This window comes from Bacillus sp. PK3-037 (genome assembly GCF_054161355.1).
In genome coordinates, this window is the sequence record NZ_CP096408.1 from 2205733 (window position 1) to 2222095 (window position 16363).

Annotated in this window: 15 protein-coding genes and 1 pseudogene; 2 read left to right on the forward strand and 14 right to left on the reverse strand. The window is 41.5% G+C overall.

Annotated elements, in window-relative coordinates; genetic code table 11:
• Positions 1-586: 586 nt before the first annotated feature.
• Positions 587-1684 (forward strand): annotated as a pseudogene (locus tag M1D69_RS11510) (tyrosine-type recombinase/integrase).
• Positions 1685-1801: 117 nt separating this feature from the next.
• On the opposite strand, the gene glnA reads toward M1D69_RS11510, so the two are convergent.
• The 6 genes from glnA to M1D69_RS11540 all read right to left on the reverse strand — a co-directional run bounded on the left by glnA (position 1802) and on the right by M1D69_RS11540 (position 7976).
• Entirely contained in the window at positions 1802-3136 is a 1335-nt protein-coding gene (gene glnA, locus M1D69_RS11515) for a type I glutamate--ammonia ligase (RefSeq protein WP_105954294.1), read from the reverse strand.
• A gap of 57 nt (positions 3137-3193) precedes the next feature.
• A complete protein-coding gene (glnR, locus tag M1D69_RS11520) occupies positions 3194-3601 on the reverse strand; it encodes a transcriptional repressor GlnR (RefSeq protein ID WP_010334345.1) in 408 nt (135 codons plus the stop codon).
• 109 nt (positions 3602-3710) lie between these two features.
• Positions 3711-4976, reverse strand: a complete 1266-nt coding sequence (locus M1D69_RS11525) for a methionine gamma-lyase family protein (RefSeq protein ID WP_458106026.1) — start codon at positions 4974-4976, stop codon at positions 3711-3713.
• Positions 4977-4993: 17 nt separating this feature from the next.
• Positions 4994-6256, reverse strand: a complete 1263-nt coding sequence (gene hflX, locus M1D69_RS11530) for a GTPase HflX (RefSeq protein ID WP_458106025.1) — start codon at positions 6254-6256, stop codon at positions 4994-4996.
• 131 nt (positions 6257-6387) lie between these two features.
• The gene (gene spoVK, locus M1D69_RS11535) at positions 6388-7356 is read right to left on the reverse strand and encodes a stage V sporulation protein K (RefSeq protein ID WP_458106024.1); all 969 of its coding nucleotides are present in this window, start codon (positions 7354-7356) and stop codon (positions 6388-6390) included.
• A 299-nt stretch (positions 7357-7655) separates the two neighbouring features.
• Complete coding sequence (locus tag M1D69_RS11540) at positions 7656-7976, reverse strand: hypothetical protein (RefSeq protein ID WP_458106023.1); 321 nt, start codon at positions 7974-7976, stop codon at positions 7656-7658.
• A 515-nt stretch (positions 7977-8491) separates the two neighbouring features.
• Here M1D69_RS11540 and M1D69_RS11545 point away from each other — a divergent pair.
• Positions 8492-9259: an N-acetylmuramoyl-L-alanine amidase gene (locus M1D69_RS11545; RefSeq protein ID WP_458106022.1), complete on the forward strand. Its 768-nt coding sequence runs from the start codon at positions 8492-8494 to the stop codon at positions 9257-9259.
• A gap of 64 nt (positions 9260-9323) precedes the next feature.
• On the opposite strand, the gene M1D69_RS11550 is transcribed toward M1D69_RS11545, so the two are convergent.
• The 8 genes from M1D69_RS11550 to hfq all read right to left on the reverse strand — a co-directional run bounded on the left by M1D69_RS11550 (position 9324) and on the right by hfq (position 16347).
• On the reverse strand, positions 9324-9944 hold the full coding sequence (locus M1D69_RS11550; RefSeq protein WP_458106021.1) for a hypothetical protein: 621 nt from the start codon (positions 9942-9944) through the stop codon (positions 9324-9326).
• 48 nt (positions 9945-9992) lie between these two features.
• Positions 9993-10982, reverse strand: a complete 990-nt coding sequence (gene nrdF, locus M1D69_RS11555; protein ID WP_044155791.1) for a class 1b ribonucleoside-diphosphate reductase subunit beta — start codon at positions 10980-10982, stop codon at positions 9993-9995.
• Between the two features lie 17 nt (positions 10983-10999).
• Entirely contained in the window at positions 11000-13102 is a 2103-nt protein-coding gene (nrdE, locus tag M1D69_RS11560; protein WP_044155793.1) for a class 1b ribonucleoside-diphosphate reductase subunit alpha, read from the reverse strand.
• Entirely contained in the window at positions 13062-13454 is a 393-nt protein-coding gene (gene nrdI / locus M1D69_RS11565; RefSeq protein WP_059292730.1) for a class Ib ribonucleoside-diphosphate reductase assembly flavoprotein NrdI, read from the reverse strand. The genes nrdE and nrdI overlap by 41 nt, the downstream gene beginning before the upstream one ends.
• A 232-nt stretch (positions 13455-13686) precedes the next feature.
• Positions 13687-13917: a hypothetical protein gene (locus tag M1D69_RS11570; RefSeq protein WP_024121497.1), complete on the reverse strand. Its 231-nt coding sequence runs from the start codon at positions 13915-13917 to the stop codon at positions 13687-13689.
• An 81-nt stretch (positions 13918-13998) separates the two neighbouring features.
• On the reverse strand, positions 13999-14271 hold the full coding sequence (locus tag M1D69_RS11575; RefSeq protein ID WP_024121496.1) for a YmzC family protein: 273 nt from the start codon (positions 14269-14271) through the stop codon (positions 13999-14001).
• A gap of 135 nt (positions 14272-14406) precedes the next feature.
• Positions 14407-15957, reverse strand: coding sequence for an alpha-amylase (gene amyS / locus M1D69_RS11580; RefSeq protein WP_458106020.1), 1551 nt, complete (start codon positions 15955-15957; stop codon positions 14407-14409).
• A gap of 168 nt (positions 15958-16125) precedes the next feature.
• Positions 16126-16347: an RNA chaperone Hfq gene (gene hfq, locus M1D69_RS11585; RefSeq protein ID WP_003221097.1), complete on the reverse strand. Its 222-nt coding sequence runs from the start codon at positions 16345-16347 to the stop codon at positions 16126-16128.
• Positions 16348-16363 lie beyond the last annotated feature (16 nt).

Below are 16363 nucleotides of genomic sequence, written 5' to 3' on the forward strand. Positions count from 1 at the left end.
TTGTTTTCACAAGAATATACTGCGTTCTTTCTTGTTAAGTATGAGTATTACACTTAAAAAGTTATGTCACTTCGTGTTGAAAAGACCTTCAATACCAACATGACGAACCACGACAAAAAAACTGATTATGTTACCATATCCCTCCTCCCTCATACACCCAATATAAGGAAAAGTCGGGTTTATTTGATCCCCACAATGACTTTTAATTTTTTTCAAGTTCAAATTTCCTATGAGATTAGAAAGTAAGTGAAGACATAAGGTGATGTAAGCGTGGGAAGTTGAGAGTTAAAATAACGTTTTCGCTCAAATCAGGGATAGATATGCATCATCTAGTTTTAGAGGGAAAGAAAAAAAGCCACTCTTGATTAACAGAGTGAGTTTATGAATGTGTTCTATATAAAACTCTTTAAAATGGGAATTTTATTTAGAGTCAGGAGGAGAAATTTATTCCAACATGCTAGAAACTTACTTGTCTGAATTTTTGATTGTCCCTCGAAAAACTAAGTACTAAAATGGGATATGTTACTAAGAAAGGTGGGATAGTATGGCTAGTTTTAGAAAAAGAGGAACTACATAGCAATACAGAATAAAACATAAAGACCCTTTAACACTAGAGCAAATCGAAGTCTCCAAAAGTGGATTTTAAACAAAAAAAGAGGCACAGTTAGCTGCAAGACAAGAAGAACAAAGATTGATAGGTGATTTAGAAATTAACGGAGGAGAAATCCTTTTAAAGCATTATCTTAAAGATTGGCTCGCTCAATATAAACAAGAAAATGTTAGAAAAAACATTTACATTCTTCACGAACGAAATGTTAATACAAAAATTCTCCCTATTTTAAAGATTAAACTAAAAGATATTAAACCCTTACGTTATCAAAAATTCATTAACTATTTAGCAGACCAAGGATACAAGCAAAAGAACAATTGAAATCATTCACGGGACAATGTTCAACGCTTTAGCTACTGCAGTAAAACCTCTTAAAAAAATTGAAGAAAACCCATGTGAAGGGGTAACAATTCCAAGGGCTAAATCTAAGAAAAAAGAAAAGTTAGAATACATTAAGTCAGATGATATTACCCTCTTCCTTAAAGTTGCAAGACAAGATAATTATTTGTACTATATCTTCTTAAAACTTTACTTGAAACAGGGATGCGAAAAGGAGAAGCAGCTGCTTTACAAAGAAAAGATATTGATCTAAAAAATAACTTCATTAACAAATCTTTAGACTTCCAGGTTAAAGAGGGAGAAGAAATATTCGGGGAAACAAAAACATATGAATCCGAAAGAAGAATTAAAATCAGCAATTCATTAGCAAAAGAATTGACAGCACATATGAACTACTTAAATGATAATAGAATAGTTTTTAATGAAATTTACGAACATGAATTTGACCTAGTTTTTTGCAGACAGGATGGAAAACCTTTGCCTAAGTCTACCCTCTTCAATGCACTCAATCGCATTCTGAAGAAAGCTGGATTAGAAAAAATGCCAATTCATGGTTTAAGACATACTCATGCTGTCCTTCTTCTAGAATCAGGTGCAAGTATGAAGTTTGTTCAAGAAAGACTCGGACATAAAAATATAACCATCACATCAGACGTATACTCTCATATATCTGAGAAGCTTGAAAATACATCAGTGGACGGTTATGAAGAATATATGAATTCACTTATGTCTTAAATTTTTTTATTGTTTTTGGTGGTCAAAAAGTGGTCAAACTAGTTAATTCTAGCTATCTCACTTATTTTGACCACCAAGTTACTAATCTAAAACCCTAATAAATCAAGGTTTATCAAATTAATACTGAGACATATACTGTTCGCGTTCCCAAGGATGAACTTGTGTACGGAACATATCCCACTCAATTTCTTTTGCTTCGATGAAGTGCTCGAATAGGTGCTCGCCTAAGGCTTTGACCATCACTTCGTTTGATTTGAATTCGTCTAATGCTTCAGCAAGTGTTGCAGGCAGGTCGACGATTCCGTTTTCCATGCGCTCTTCTTTGCTCATCACGTAGATGTTGCGGTCGATTGGAGCTGGCGCTTCTAGTTTGTTTTTGATTCCATCTAAACCTGCAGCAAGCAAGACGCTAAGTGCTAGGTAGGGATTCGCAGCTGGATCTACGCTGCGCACTTCAACACGTGTGCTGATACCGCGGGAAGCCGGGATACGGATAAGCGGGCTTCTGTTTTGGGCGCTCCATGCAACGTAGCAAGGTGCTTCATAGCCAGGAACAAGACGTTTGTAAGAGTTCACTGTCGGGTTTGTTACTGCTGTAAAGCTTGTTGCATGCTTCACGATACCTGCAATGAAGTGTTTCGCTGTTTCACTTAACTGAAGATCTGCGTTTTCATCATAGAATGAGTTAACGCCATCTTTGAAGAGTGATAGATTACAGTGCATACCTGAACCGTTCACACCGAACAACGGTTTTGGCATAAAGGTCGCATGCAGACCGTGTTTGCGGGCAATTGTTTTAACAACTAGTTTAAACGTTTGGATGTCGTCACAAGAGCGGACTGCACCAGCATATTTAAAGTCGATTTCGTGCTGGCCAGGCGCTACTTCGTGGTGAGATGCTTCGATTTCAAAGCCCATCTCTTCAAGCTCGAGAACGATATCGCGGCGGCAGTTTTCTCCCAAGTCAGTTGGAGCTAAGTCGAAATATCCGCCTTTGTCGTTTAATTCAAGAGTCGGTTCGCCTTTTTCGTCTAATTTGAATAAGAAGAATTCAGGCTCAGGTCCTAGGTTGAAATCACTGAAGCCCAGGTCTTCCATTTCTTTCAGAATCCGTTTTAAGTTGTTTCGCGGGTCACCTTCGAAAGGTGTGCCATCCGGATTGTAAATATCACAGATGAAACGTGCTACTTTACCTTTTTCAGCTGTCCATGGGAAGATAACAAATGTATTTAGATCAGGATACAGGTACATATCTGATTCTTCGATGCGAACGAAACCTTCAATAGAAGATCCGTCAAACATGACCTTATTATCAAGTGCTTTTGGAAGCTGGCTTACAGGAATCTCAACGTTCTTGATTGTTCCAAGAATGTCGGTAAATTGCAGGCGGATGTACTTGACGTTTTCCTCATTTACTAATTTTACGATATCTTCTCTTGTATACTTTGCCATTTCGTAAAACTCCTCCTCTAAAAGGTAAATGTATATAGCAAAACAGTTGCTAACGGATTAATGAAAGAAGCGGGACATGTCGCCTTGACGGAATGTATTTCCTCTTTGAAAACGGCCGGCTTGCATAAGCTCGTTTTTCAGGAGCTGTCTCAGTTCGTCATCAGACAGATCATGTTTCATTGGTTTCTTCGTCTTCTCATTTTGTTTCTGTTCCGGCTCGGCCGATGCTTTCGCCAGAATTTGTTTAATTCCTGCCATGTTTACACCTTGTTCAATCAGGTGTTTAATTTCTAACAGTTTATCTACATCATGAAATGAGAATAACCGTCTATTCCCTTCGCTTCTAGCTGGAAATATCAGTCCATTTTCCTCATAATACCGAATTTGTCTTGCTGATAATTCGGTCAATTGCATGACAATTCCTATTGGAAATAAAGGCATTGAGCGGCGAATGTTATCACTCATCTCAATTTCCTCCTTTTCTTAACTTAGTTTCATTATAGGTGATGTTATATTTTGTGTCAATAACATGTAAGGATTCTTAACATGAAATTCAGTGAAAATTTTAAACTATTCAAATTAATTTCTTATCCATTAAAGAATCCACTGCACTGCATATGGCATTTTTCACATGCGCATAGGTTAATCCTCCCTGCACATACGCTACATATGGCGGGCGGATAGGGCCATCAGCTGATAATTCAATGCTTGCTCCTTGTATAAATGTGCCCGCTGCCATAATCACATCATCTTCGTATCCTGGCATGTAGGCTGGATAAGGCGTCACGTGGGCATTGATCGGCGATGCATATTGAATGGCCTGGCAAAAGGCAATCATCTTTTCTCTGTCGGAAAACTCAACGGATTGTATCAAATCTGTTCTTTTCGCATCCCATTTCGGGTTTGAAGTGAAGCCCAGTTTTTCAAGGAATCTCGCTGTAAACACCGCTCCCTTTAAGCTTTGTGACACAACGTGAGGCGCCAAAAAGAAGCCTTGATACATTTCCTGGAGCGAATAAAGAGACGCTCCGGCTTCACGGCCGATGCCCGGTGAAGTCATTCGGTATGAACAAGCCTCGATCCATTCAGATTTTCCAACGAGGTACCCGCCTGTTTTGGCAAGACCGCCTCCCGGATTTTTAATAAGAGATCCCGCCATGAGATCGGCGCCTACATGGCAAGGTTCCAGCTCTTCTACAAATTCTCCGTAACAGTTGTCCACAAATACGATAAGATTTTCATTGATTTCTTTTACAAAGCGGATCATTTCTTTGATTTCACTAATTAAGAAAGAAGGACGATTGGCATATCCTTTTGAGCGCTGAATGCCGATCACCTTTGTCTTCGGATTGATAGCTGCAGCGACAGCATCGTAATCTATTTTTCCGTCTTCAGTCAGGTCAACCGCATTGTAGCCGATTTGAAAATCCTTTAGCGATCCAGCATTTTCTCCGCCTCTGACGCCGACAATTTCTTCTAACGTATCATACGGCTTGCCTGTGATATAAAGCAGCTCGTCGCCCGGTCTGAGGACACCGAATAAAGCAATGGAAATCGCATGTGTGCCCGAGATAATTTGAGGCCTGACAAGCCCAGATTCTCCGCCAAACACATCTGCATAAATGCTTTCAAGTGTATCTCTTCCGACGTCATCATAGCCGTATCCTGTAGACGGCGTAAAATGAGTGTCGCTGACCTTGTGTTTTCTATAGCTTTGAAGCACTCTCCATTCATTGCGTTCACTGATTTCTTCTATTTGTTTATGAACGCCGGCAATTTCCGTTTCCACTTCCATTGCTGTTTTTTTTAATAAATCTCCGTGTGTTAAAGTTTCGAACATGTCCTTGTATTCCCTTCTTACATATACTTCTTCAATTCACCGATGATACTTTGCTCTTCTTGTACATATCCTGATATGTCGTACAGTTCGTTTTCTTCATTAAAATGAAAACGGTCAACCATCGTTTCGGATTTGATTCTGGAGAGAAGCTTGCCCTCACTTGCCGGTACCTGCGCTTCAAAAGGCGTTAACAGCTCTTGGCGCAAATAACGCTGGATGGCTTCTTTAAACTTTTCAGCATCCTCCTCAAATCTCGCACTGACCATGATATGATTCTTTCCAACGGACGGGATAAAGTCAGGCAGCTTTTGATCGCGTTTGTTATAAGCCGTCAGCACCGGGATATCATCTGCTTCAAGCTCTTCCAGTAAGCGAAGCACCGTTTTTTCGTGCCCTGTGTACTCCTCATTTGAGGAATCAATCAAATGCAGAATCACATCCGCTTCTTTTACTTCTTCAAGCGTTGAGCGGAATGCAGCGATCAGTGTCGTCGGAAGATCTTGAATAAATCCGACCGTATCTGACAGGAGCACGCTGTAGCCGCTTGGCAGCACCATTTTTCTGGTCATAGGGTCCAGCGTGGCAAACAGAAGGTCTTCTTCATAGCTGTCAGCGCTTGTCAAGCGGTTAAACCACGTTGATTTCCCCGCGTTCGTATACCCGACAAGAGCGATTTGCAGCACACCGTTTTTCTTTCTTCTTTCACGGTAGCGGCTTCTATGGCGAATGACAGCGGATAACTGCGTGTTAATTTCATGAATGCGATTTCTAATATGGCGGCGATCGGTCTCCAGTTTTGTTTCCCCCGGTCCTCTGGCGCCGATCCCTCCGCCTTGCCGGGAAAGGTTGATCCCCTGTCCCGTCAGACGCGGGAGAGCATACTGGAGCTGAGCCAGCTCGATTTGAAGCTTTCCTTCTCTTGTTCTTGCTCTTTTCGCAAAAATATCTAATATCAATTGCGTGCGGTCGATGATTTTCACTTCAATCGCAGTTGCCAAGGACTTTAGCTGGCTTGGTGACAGTTCATCATTAAAAATAAGAAGATCGGCTTCAAGCTCTTCAACGAGCGTCTTCAGCTCTTCAACCTTCCCTTTTCCTATATATGTAGCTGCGTCAGCCCGGTTTCGTTTTTGCGTGACGCTGGTCAATACCGTTCCATCTGCTGTTTTTGTCAGCGATGCAAGCTCTTCCATGGAATTTTCAAAATGCTCATCTGTGATATGCGGCAGCTGACATCCGACTAAAATGGCCTTTTCCTGTCTTGTTTCTTGTTCGTTCAAATGGACGTTCCTTTCTATTGCATATTGGGCAGTAGTATTATCATACCAAACCCTGCATGTGTATACCACAAATCGATTGCTGCGAAAAGCAAGAAATACAATAGAAAAAAAGACCTCTCACAGGAAGAGGTCTATATCGAGCCAGCGGTATCTTCTTTGATTGAAAGATCTTGGCTTTTAATGGTCATCAAATCGCTTTTTAAGTATTGGTCGCCCATTAGAAGTCTCATGGCTTGCGCTCTGATCGATTTTTCTATGACATTTCTGACAAAACGGCCATTGCTGAATTTAATGGGACTTGTTGTGCTTTTGACTGTCATTAAGTAATCCTTTAATTTCCATTCAGCTTCCTGACTGAGCTGGTATTCCCGCTCTGCGATCATTCGTTTCGCAATTTCCATAAGCTGATTGACGGAATAATCCGGGAAATCGATGGAGATGGGAAATCTGGATTGGAGACCGGGATTCAATGATAAAAAATGCTCCATTTCCCGTGAATATCCGGCAAGAATTAAAATGAATTCATGCTGTTTGTCTTCCATATGCTTGACGAGCGTGTCGATCGCTTCTTTCCCAAAGTCCTTTTCGCCGCCCCTTGCAAGGGAGTAGGCTTCGTCTATAAACAAAATGCCGCCTAATGACTTTTTGATTAAATCCCTCGTCTTTTGGGCGGTGTGGCCAATGTATTCCCCGACCAAGTCAGCACGTTCCGCTTCGATCAGGTGGCCTTTTGACAGTACGTTCATTTCAAAGAACAGCCGGCCGATAAGCCGTGCAACTGTCGTTTTCCCAGTTCCCGGATTTCCTTTAAACATCATATGCAGCGCTTGCTTTCCCACCTTCAATCCCTGCTCCGCACGTTTTTGATTGACAAAAATCCAAGCGTATATTTCCTTAATGTTTCGTTTCATTTCCTCCATACCAACCAGTGTGTTCATCTCTTTTTCTATTTCCTTCAAAATGCCGTACTTAGCTTCGTTTTTTTGCAAAGCCGCTTGATATTCCGCCTCTGCCTCAGCATTTGTCAGCACCTGCTTTTGTCCGTTAAGAATAATGTTGATCTGTCCGTTGTTTTTATAAGTCACAGCGCGCTCCAACATTTTCACCTCTCAGTTCTCTCTATATGATATTCAAGCGTATGCCTTATGTGACAAACGCCTATCACGTGTCGAAACAAAATGCTTTTTTTCGGGAACAATGGGGAATCCTGCGCTTTCCCGAGAAATACTTTATTTCTTATTGTATTCACAAACACAGGGTGGACAAACCAAGAGATTTTATTTTCAGCAAATTTGTTAGAACAATCAGCTATGAAGGTGGTATTTCTTCGATGTATAAACCTCAATTAGGATATTTTCAATGCGCAGATATGCTTGTGATGAGCTGGGGAATTTGCGAATTACCAGATATACTTTCCTTTCACTTCAGTAGGTTGACATGAAAGTAAACCCCAGTCTGCATGAACGGCGTCTACTTCAACAGCTGAGCTTCTCTTACTGTTCGTCAATTGTGACAGCTTTTCTTTCGGTCCGTCGAATTTGATTTCTCCCTCCTCAATCAGGATGATTCGTTTACATAAATGTTCAACGTCATCAATTTGATGGGAGCTGAGAAGATAGGATGAAGAAATTTCTGTGTATTCTTCTTTTCGCAGGATATCTAAACCGATTGTCGGCTCATCGAGAAAGAGGATTTTCGGATGATGTATAAAAGCCAGCATTTTTTCGAAAAACACCCGGGGAATCAACTTTCCTGAGAAAAAAGCGTTGACTAATCCTAGGATGATGTCAAATCCCCACACTTCTTCAAATACAAATGCCAATAATCCGATGAAGAACTGGAGAGCAAAATAATAGCACCGAGGAAAAGACTGAGTATAAACGTTAACCCATGCGAACCATTAGTGAGAGATATCAATAGGAAACAAAAAAATGTCTGAACGCTATCTTCAAGCTGACCTCCGAAACCACAGTCGGTCCGTAAAAAGAGACCGTTTGTGTATGTCAGCATCATTTACCCCTCCGCTTTCTGCTGAATTCGATTGAATAACCACCTTTATTAAACCGACTAAAAGACAAACTTTTAGCAACCTTCCTGTCGCATCCTGTTGAATTGTGCGCTTTCCCGAGAAATAATTTTTCGGGTAACAGGGGTTATTTCCTCATTTTTCTGCCGGATGATAATCGTACAAGCAGAAGCGGTCTTTTTTCATATCCTGTAATGAGGTGATGGAGAATGGTTAAAATTTTTATTGACCCAGGTCATGGCGGGTCCGATCCAGGCGCAACAGGCAATGGTCTCCAAGAAAAAACGTTAACCCTGCAAATCGCTTTAGCTTTACGCACGATATTGACAAATGAGTATGAAGGAGTTTCTTTGCTGCTTAGCCGGACAAGCGACCAATATGTCAGCTTAAGCGACCGGACAAATGCTGCAAATAACTGGGGAGCCGATTTCTTTTTATCCATTCACATTAATTCCGGGGGCGGAACAGGTTTCGAAAGCTACATTTATCCGGGAGTCGGAGCACCGACAACGACTTACCAATCGGAGATTCACTCTGAAGTCATACAAGCTGTCGACTTTTCCGATCGCGGTAAAAAAACAGCAAACTTCCACGTATTAAGGGAATCCTCAATGCCTGCCCTGCTTACGGAAAACGGTTTTATTGATACGGTTACTGATGCGAACAAGCTTAAAACGAGCAGTTTTATTCAAAGCTTGGCAAGGGGACATGCAAACGGGTTGGAGCAAGCTTTCAGCCTTCAAAAGGCATCCAACTCAGGGTTATATAAGGTTCAAATCGGGGCTTTTAAGGTCAAAGCAAATGCGGACAATCTTGCAACCAGCGCAGAGTCTAAGGGCTTTGACGCCATTGTGCTCTTAAAGGACGGATTATATAAGGTTCAGATCGGCGCTTTTTCTTCCAAAGATCATGCCGATGCCCTTGCTGCCAGAGCTGAGAATACCGGCTTCGACGCTATGGTCTTCCTAGAATCATAATACTGCTGCGGACGAGCATGCCTGATAAAAAACCCGGTTCCTCTTCATGAGAAACCGGGTTTTTTTATTCAAGAATGTCAACCACGAATTGCGACCATGTTTCCAGACGGTTATAAATGTCTGTTTGTTTTAGTTCAGAAAATTTCATCCATTTACCCGCGATTTGCTCTTTCTCTTTGACTTCCACATGTGAGCCTGGCTTTAATTGAAGCGCAGATAGAATACCGATATGCACTTTGCCGACACTGCTGTCATCATCATTTATCAAACCTAATGTGACAATGGCCTGTTTATTCTCTTCTTCGATTTGCAGTTCTTCATCAAGCTCCCGGTCTGTGTTCAGCTTTAAGACCTCGGCAAAGGATGCAGCTCCTTCAATATGATTCATATGGCCGCCAAAGCCAAGAGAAAGCTTATTGTGAAGACGTGATTCTCCGCCGCCAGCCAGCCGCTCATAAAGGAAAACTTCATCCTCGCGTTTAATGACGACATAAGGAATCGGCTGCTTATAATGAGGATCTTCTTCTGCGTCTCCCCTTCTCATTTCAGAATAGGTCGCCTCAATTTGAGCCATAATTTCTGCTACTCGGGCATCTTCACTGTTTACGCCTTGAAAAGTCAATTTTTCTTTTTTAAACACTTCATCGCGCGGAGCGACCAAGATGATTTCATCCATTTTTCCCATGATTACTGCGTCCTCCTATTTCAACCTTCAAGCCGAAAAGAGCAGATATTATATCTGCTCTTTTTCATCATCAAAGAAAAAGTCATCATCTTTGATCGGCTCAACGGTCGCTTTTTTGTACCCGTTCCCCTTCATGGAGAAGAAGTCATGTGATTTTGTTTTTGTATTTAATCCGTTTAAAACGATCGGATTAATGTCTTCCTCTTCAAAGTAAGGATCAAATCCAAGGTTCATCAGCGCTTTATTCGCATTATAGCGGATGAACTTCTTGACATCGTGCGAGAGTCCGACTTGATCGTATAAGTCCTCGGTATACTCAAGCTCATTCTCATAAAGCTCATTCAAAAGGTCAATGGCAAATTCGCGAAGCTCTGCTTTTGTTTCTTCTGTCTGCTTATTGTAGATTTCTTGAGCGAGAAGTCCGACATAAACACCGTGAATCGCTTCATCACGAAGGATCAGGTTGATAATTTCACCGCTTTGCATCAGTTTTCCTTGTCCGTAGAAATATAACGGATAATAGAAACCGCTATAGAATAGGAAGCTTTCTAAATACACAGATGCAACCATTGCTTTGAACAGTGAAATCTCGTCATCTTTTTTAATCGCTTTGTAGAGTCCGACGATGATTTGCGCTTTTTTCTGCAAAAATTTGTTTTGTTTGACCCATTCGAATACTTCATTAATCGTTTCAGTCGGTGCCAGTGTCATGAAAATATTAGAGTACGATTTTGCGTGAACGGCGTTCTCCATCATCGCCATAAAATTCAGCACGGCTTTCCGCTGGTGGCCGTCTACGTGTTCAGCCACGATCGGCATTCCTGTATTCCCCTGCTCTGTATCAAGAAGAGTCAATCCGGCCAGTACCTTCATATACGTGTCTTGCTCGTTTTTCCCGAGGTACTTCCAAGTGAGGAGATCGCCGTTTAAAGCAATCTCTTCCGGAAGCCAGAACTGTTTCACATTTTGGTTATAGAACATTTGGGTAAAGTCGTCTTCATGCTTTGACCAGTTTGCTGCGTCATAAATTTTCGTCACTATAAACTCTCCTTTAATCAAACAACACAAGAAAGGCAGCTGTCTTGCCCAGTATCTTTCGTTCTTGCATAGTAAATGGTTTTAATTCCTCTGTGATGTGCATACAAATCAATCCGGTTTAAATCACGAGTCGTCATTGTATCTTTTAGGAACAATGTAAAGCTGATTCCCTGATCAACGTGCTGCTGGATTGTCGCGATCATATCTACGACTTTGAACATATCCATATCATAGGCTTCTTTGTAGAAGAACCAGTTATTAGATGCAAGCCCAGGCATTGGGTAGTACGTTTTTGAGTTGCCGTATGTTCTTTCTTCAATCCGTTCCATAATCGGCATGACAGATGCCGTGCTTGACTGAACGTATGAAATCGAGCCTGTCGGCGCAATGCATAATCTGTAGCTGTGATACATGCCGTGTTCAGCGACAAATGCTTTTAATTGTTTCCAGTCCTCTGTCGTCGGGATATGCATACCTTCAAACAGATTTGCGATTTTTTCGTATTTCGGCGAGAAATCAGCTGAAACGTATTTATCGAAGTATTCACCAGTTGCATAAGTTGATCCTTCATATTGATCAAACGTCTCGCCCTTCTCTTTTGCGATCTCTGCAGAACGCTGGATAGAGTAGAAGTTCACCATCATAAAGAATGTGTTCGCAAAGTCGCGCGCTTCTGGACTTTCATACGCGATGCCATTTTGCGCCAGGTATCCGTGAAGGTTCATAGCGCCGAGACCGATTGATTTCATCGCTTTGTTTGCCCGTCTTACAGCAGGTGCATTACGGATATCAGTCGTTTCAGATACGTGAGTTAAAGAATCAGTCGCAAGCTTAACAGTCTTTTCGATGGATTTGTGCTCCATCACGTTGAGAATGTTAAGCGATCCCAGGTTGCAGGAAATATCCAAACCGATTTCATCTTCTACATCGTAGTCTGTGTAAGAAGAAACCTGAGATGCCTGCAGCACTTCAGAGCAAAGGTTAGAAAATTTCACCTTTGAAATATGGTTATTCGCATGTACTTTGTTGACATTATCCTGGAACATGATGTATGGATAGCCTGATTCAGAACGAAGCACCGCAAGTTTTTCGAGCAATTTCCGCGGGTTGATTTTCTCTTTTTTCACCCGGGGGTTGTCGACAAACTTATCGTACATTTCATTCATGTCCATTTCGTCCATGTGCTGTCCGTACTCTTTATAGATGGTATGCGGATAGAATACATAAGCCGCTTTGTCCTCACGCGCAAGCTCAACGAACTTGTCCGGAATGACTACACCGATAGAAAGTGTTTTGACGCGCACATCCTCGTCGGCAGAAATCTTTTTCGTATCGAGAAAATCATTGATATCGCGGTGGAAAATGTTTAAATACGCCGCACCAGATCCTTGTCTTTGTCCCATTTGGTCAGCATAACGGAACGCGTTATCAAGAAGCTTCATAACGCCTACAACGCCTTTTGTGGCATTTTCAACATCTTTGATGGCTTCACCTTTCGCGCGAAGCTTGGACAGGTTAAGAGAAACCCCGCCGCCCAGTTTAGAAAGCTGCATGGAGATATCGATCGCTCTTGAAATGTCATTTAAAGAATCATTGACTTCGAGCAAGAAGCAGCTCACCAGTTCTCCGCGGCGTTTTCTGCCAGCGTTCAAGAATGTCGGTGTGCTCGGCTGATATTCCTGATTGATCATCAGGTTGACATATTCTTTTGCTTTCTCAGTGTCGCCGTTTGCGAAGAACAGCGCAACAATTGAGATCCGGTCCTCATAACGCTCGAGGATTTTTTTCTTGTCATTCGTTTTCAAAGCATAGTCATTATAGAATTTAAACGCACTCATGAAGGAAGGAAAACGAAACTTCTTAGCGTAAGCTGTCTTAAACACTTCTTTAATGTCTTCAAAAGAATAAAGGCTTAAAAATTCTTCTTCATAGTATTGATTTTCAATCAAATAATCCAGCTTCTCTTTTAAATCGTGAAAGAATACTGTGTTTTGATTGATATAATCTACAAAATAGCTATGTACAGCCTCTTTATCCTTATCAAACTGGAATTTTCCATCTTTTTGGATCATGATTTCGTTATTTAACTGGATCCATTTTGGCACTTGATTTTGTGACAACTCTTTCTACCTCCTGAGTAAACAATTCAACGTCTTTAGATGTGCCGCTGAGTTCAAATTTGTGCAAAATCGGCACCTGATATTGTCTTGAAATGGTATCGGCGCTTTTCGCAAAGTTATCGCCCCATACTTTATTGCCGCTCGCAGCGACTCCTAATAAGAGATGGGCGTATTTTTCGAGAAATGATTGTGTTGATGCCGGTACCTGGCCGAAGTTTGTCGTGTAGGTGACCAAAACAAACGGAGTGTCCTGGTGGTCAATTTCGTCCACCTTGCGTATTTTCTGAAAGTCTATTTTATTCACAAAGCGCTGAACATTCCCTGTTTTTGAATCAAATATGATTTGTACCACGTTTTATCACGACCTATCAAAAAATATGAATCTCTCAACTACTAACACTATATATAGTATACTACCCTCTGGCAAAAACACAATATATAGATTCGTTTTAATAAAAAATTCATATTTTCTCTCTGGCACCCTCATCAGGGCCCAAAAAAGAGAGCAGAACGAGAATCATCTCTCATCCTACTCGAAGTGTCGTTTTTAAGCCGATGTATATCATAACATGAAAAAAAACTGCTTAGTAGTCTAGATTTTTTTTTCTTATACTGTCACAGCATTTTTCGCTTTCGACTGTTTCTTCTATTTCTGCGTCAGCGCCGATTTCTTCTAAAACTGCCTTCAATGCGCTTATAATTGAGGCTTCTCTGATTAATTCTTTTCCATTAACAATAATACTCGTTCCATATTCATAGCAGGAATCGTCTTCACAGATTTCTTCCCAGTGATTGACAATAATCTTATGCTTCATCATTTCACCCTCTGTATGTTCTGTGTCAGTATTCAGTTTAGCGGCCTGCGTCTGCTTTGTAAAATTCCATGCTTGTGAATTTTATTCAAGCTCATCAGACGGAAACGCTTTTTTAAGCTTTACCTTGTTATCAGCCTCATTATACTCATAAATTTCTATATTGCCGTCATTTACGATTCCAAAATGATTATTTTCGAGCGGAAATGAACTTGGCTGGGGCGTTTCATAAGAATCTCCGCTATCTGTTTCAATTACTGTTTCATCCCTACCGCACGCACCAAACAATAAGAACACAGCAATCCAGACAAGTGCAATTCTGATTCGTCTCAACTCCGCTTCAGATTCAGAAAACATTCGTTCACTCCTCTTTCGTTCAAATTTTTTACATTATATACACTTTCCCCCTTCTTATGTTCTCATTATAAAAAAGACCACGCAAGATAAAAAACAAGAGAGGCTGCTGTGTTAGCCTTTCAGCCCCTCCCTTTCTTACTTCTGTACATAAATGGATACTGAACCTCCGTTTACATGAAACTCTCCCCATCCATCAGAATGAATCGTAACGGGATCGGAGCGGTTCCCAGTAATGTCATACCATGTCTCGCCGGCATTTTGCTTTCCGACGTACATCCTCTTTGACCCGCCAGGACCGTCTGTGATTAATGCAGCCAATCCTGATTGGGCGGCCGATTGATCACCTTCCCTCGTCCAGCCAATCACATCCTCATGGTCAAAATAATCATGCTGGGTCCCGTATGCATAATGTTTACGCGCTTTTAAAATGGGTTCTATTTTATTTTTGAGCGACGGAATTTCCCTTGACGATGAACCCTTTGTTCCATACATATCTCCATAGAAAACCTGCGGATAACCAGCCTCTCTTGTTAAGATGAAGGCATAAGCGAGGGGCTTAAACCATGTTTGTACAGTCGACTCCAAGGATTGTCCCGGCTGTGTATCATGATTTTCCACAAATGTTACCGCTTGCATCGGATGCTTTGATACGACAGTGCCGTCCAGCAAATGTCTCATATCATAGCTGCCCCCCTGTGAGGATGCAGCCTGCAAATGATAGTGAAGCGGGACATCAAAAACAGATTGCTTAAAATCAGTTTTATTCAAATAGTTTTCGAGCTCGTTCAGGTTATTTTGCCAATACTCTGCAACTGTAAACATTTCCTTTCCTGTTGATTGTCTGACTGCCTTTACCCAATCACTCAGAAAAGAAAATTTAATATGTTTAACAGCGTCGAGCCGAAAACCGTCGAGTTGAAGCTCGTTTGCATACCAGGTACCCCATCTTTTCGTTTCTGCGACAACATCCGGATGATCATAGTCGACGTCTGCATACATCAAATAATCGTAGTTGCCGTTTTCCCTTGATACTTCCCAATCCCATGCCTTTCCATCCCCTCGAAACTTATAGAGGCGGTTCAGCTTTCGGGATTCGTCCCAATCCGCTCCGTCGAAATGGTACCAATGCCACTTAAAATCGCTGTACGTGCTTCCGCGGCCCGGGTAATGAAAGCCTGTCCATGCTTTTATTTGATACTCTCCTGATGATTCCTGATTTCTATCGTTTGGATTCACTTCGACCGCGGTTACATCTTCCGTTGCATCCGCGTCTGCCTTATGATTCAAAACAACATCACCGTATACTTGGATGTTTTGCGAATGCAGGGAGCTGATCGCTGACTGAAGCTCCGGTTTTGTGCCGTATTTTGTCCGCATCGTCCCTTTTTGCTGAAATTCTCCTAAATCGTACAAATCATATGGGCCATATCCATTGTCAGATTGACTCGTTCCTTTGTATGCAGGCGGAATCCATACAGCAGTGATTCCAATTTCAGATAAATGCCCCGCATCTTCTTGCAAGCGTTTCCAATGTTGTCCGTCATTAGGCAGGTACCATTCAAAGTACTGCATCAGCGTGCCATTTACGCTTGCAGCCCAAGTTTTAGATACCGGCAGCGTGACAAACAGTAATGTTAAGAAAAACACCAGACCGCATGATATGGCACGTTTTCGTTTGTGAATCATTTTCCTCTCCCCTTTCCAGCATGATCACAAATCATTGTACAACAATAGGAGTTTTACACAAATAACCAATTTCCTATATTTTTTGTAATCTCTACAGGAACTTCTGCGACACAAAAAACCTCGGGCTTTCAGCCCGAGGTTTTTCAATTTCGTTTTTATCTTTATGGTCTATTCTAATTCAAGCTGGACGTTTTTTTGCGGTGCAAAAGTTGAGATCGCATGTTTATATATAAGCTGCTGCTTACCTTCCGATTCTAGCAATACGGTAAAGTTATCAAAGCCTTTCACCTGGCCGCGCAATTGAAAGCCGTTCAGTAAAAAAACAGTGACATACGTATTTTCTTTGCGGATTTGATTCAAAAACTGATCCTGAATATTAATCGGTTTCATGTTTCGTCCTCCTTGA

Bases quoted from the DNA above. Each gene is read 5' to 3' on its own strand.
- glnA (WP_105954294.1), bottom strand. From the start codon at position 3,136: ATGGCAAAGTATACAAGAGAAGATATCGTAAAATTAGTAAATGAGGAA.
- glnR (WP_010334345.1), bottom strand. From the start codon at position 3,601: ATGAGTGATAACATTCGCCGCTCAATGCCTTTATTTCCAATAGGAATT.
- M1D69_RS11525 (WP_458106026.1), bottom strand. From the start codon at position 4,976: ATGTTCGAAACTTTAACACACGGAGATTTATTAAAAAAAACAGCAATG.
- spoVK (WP_458106024.1), bottom strand. From the start codon at position 7,356: ATGTTGGAGCGCGCTGTGACTTATAAAAACAACGGACAGATCAACATT.
- M1D69_RS11540 (WP_458106023.1), bottom strand. From the start codon at position 7,976: ATGCTGGCTTTTATACATCATCCGAAAATCCTCTTTCTCGATGAGCCG.
- M1D69_RS11545 (WP_458106022.1), top strand. From the start codon at position 8,492: ATGGTTAAAATTTTTATTGACCCAGGTCATGGCGGGTCCGATCCAGGC.
- M1D69_RS11550 (WP_458106021.1), bottom strand. From the start codon at position 9,944: ATGGGAAAAATGGATGAAATCATCTTGGTCGCTCCGCGCGATGAAGTG.
- M1D69_RS11570 (WP_024121497.1), bottom strand. From the start codon at position 13,917: ATGAAGCATAAGATTATTGTCAATCACTGGGAAGAAATCTGTGAAGAC.
- M1D69_RS11575 (WP_024121496.1), bottom strand. From the start codon at position 14,271: ATGTTTTCTGAATCTGAAGCGGAGTTGAGACGAATCAGAATTGCACTT.
- amyS (WP_458106020.1), bottom strand. From the start codon at position 15,957: ATGATTCACAAACGAAAACGTGCCATATCATGCGGTCTGGTGTTTTTC.
- hfq (WP_003221097.1), bottom strand. From the start codon at position 16,347: ATGAAACCGATTAATATTCAGGATCAGTTTTTGAATCAAATCCGCAAA.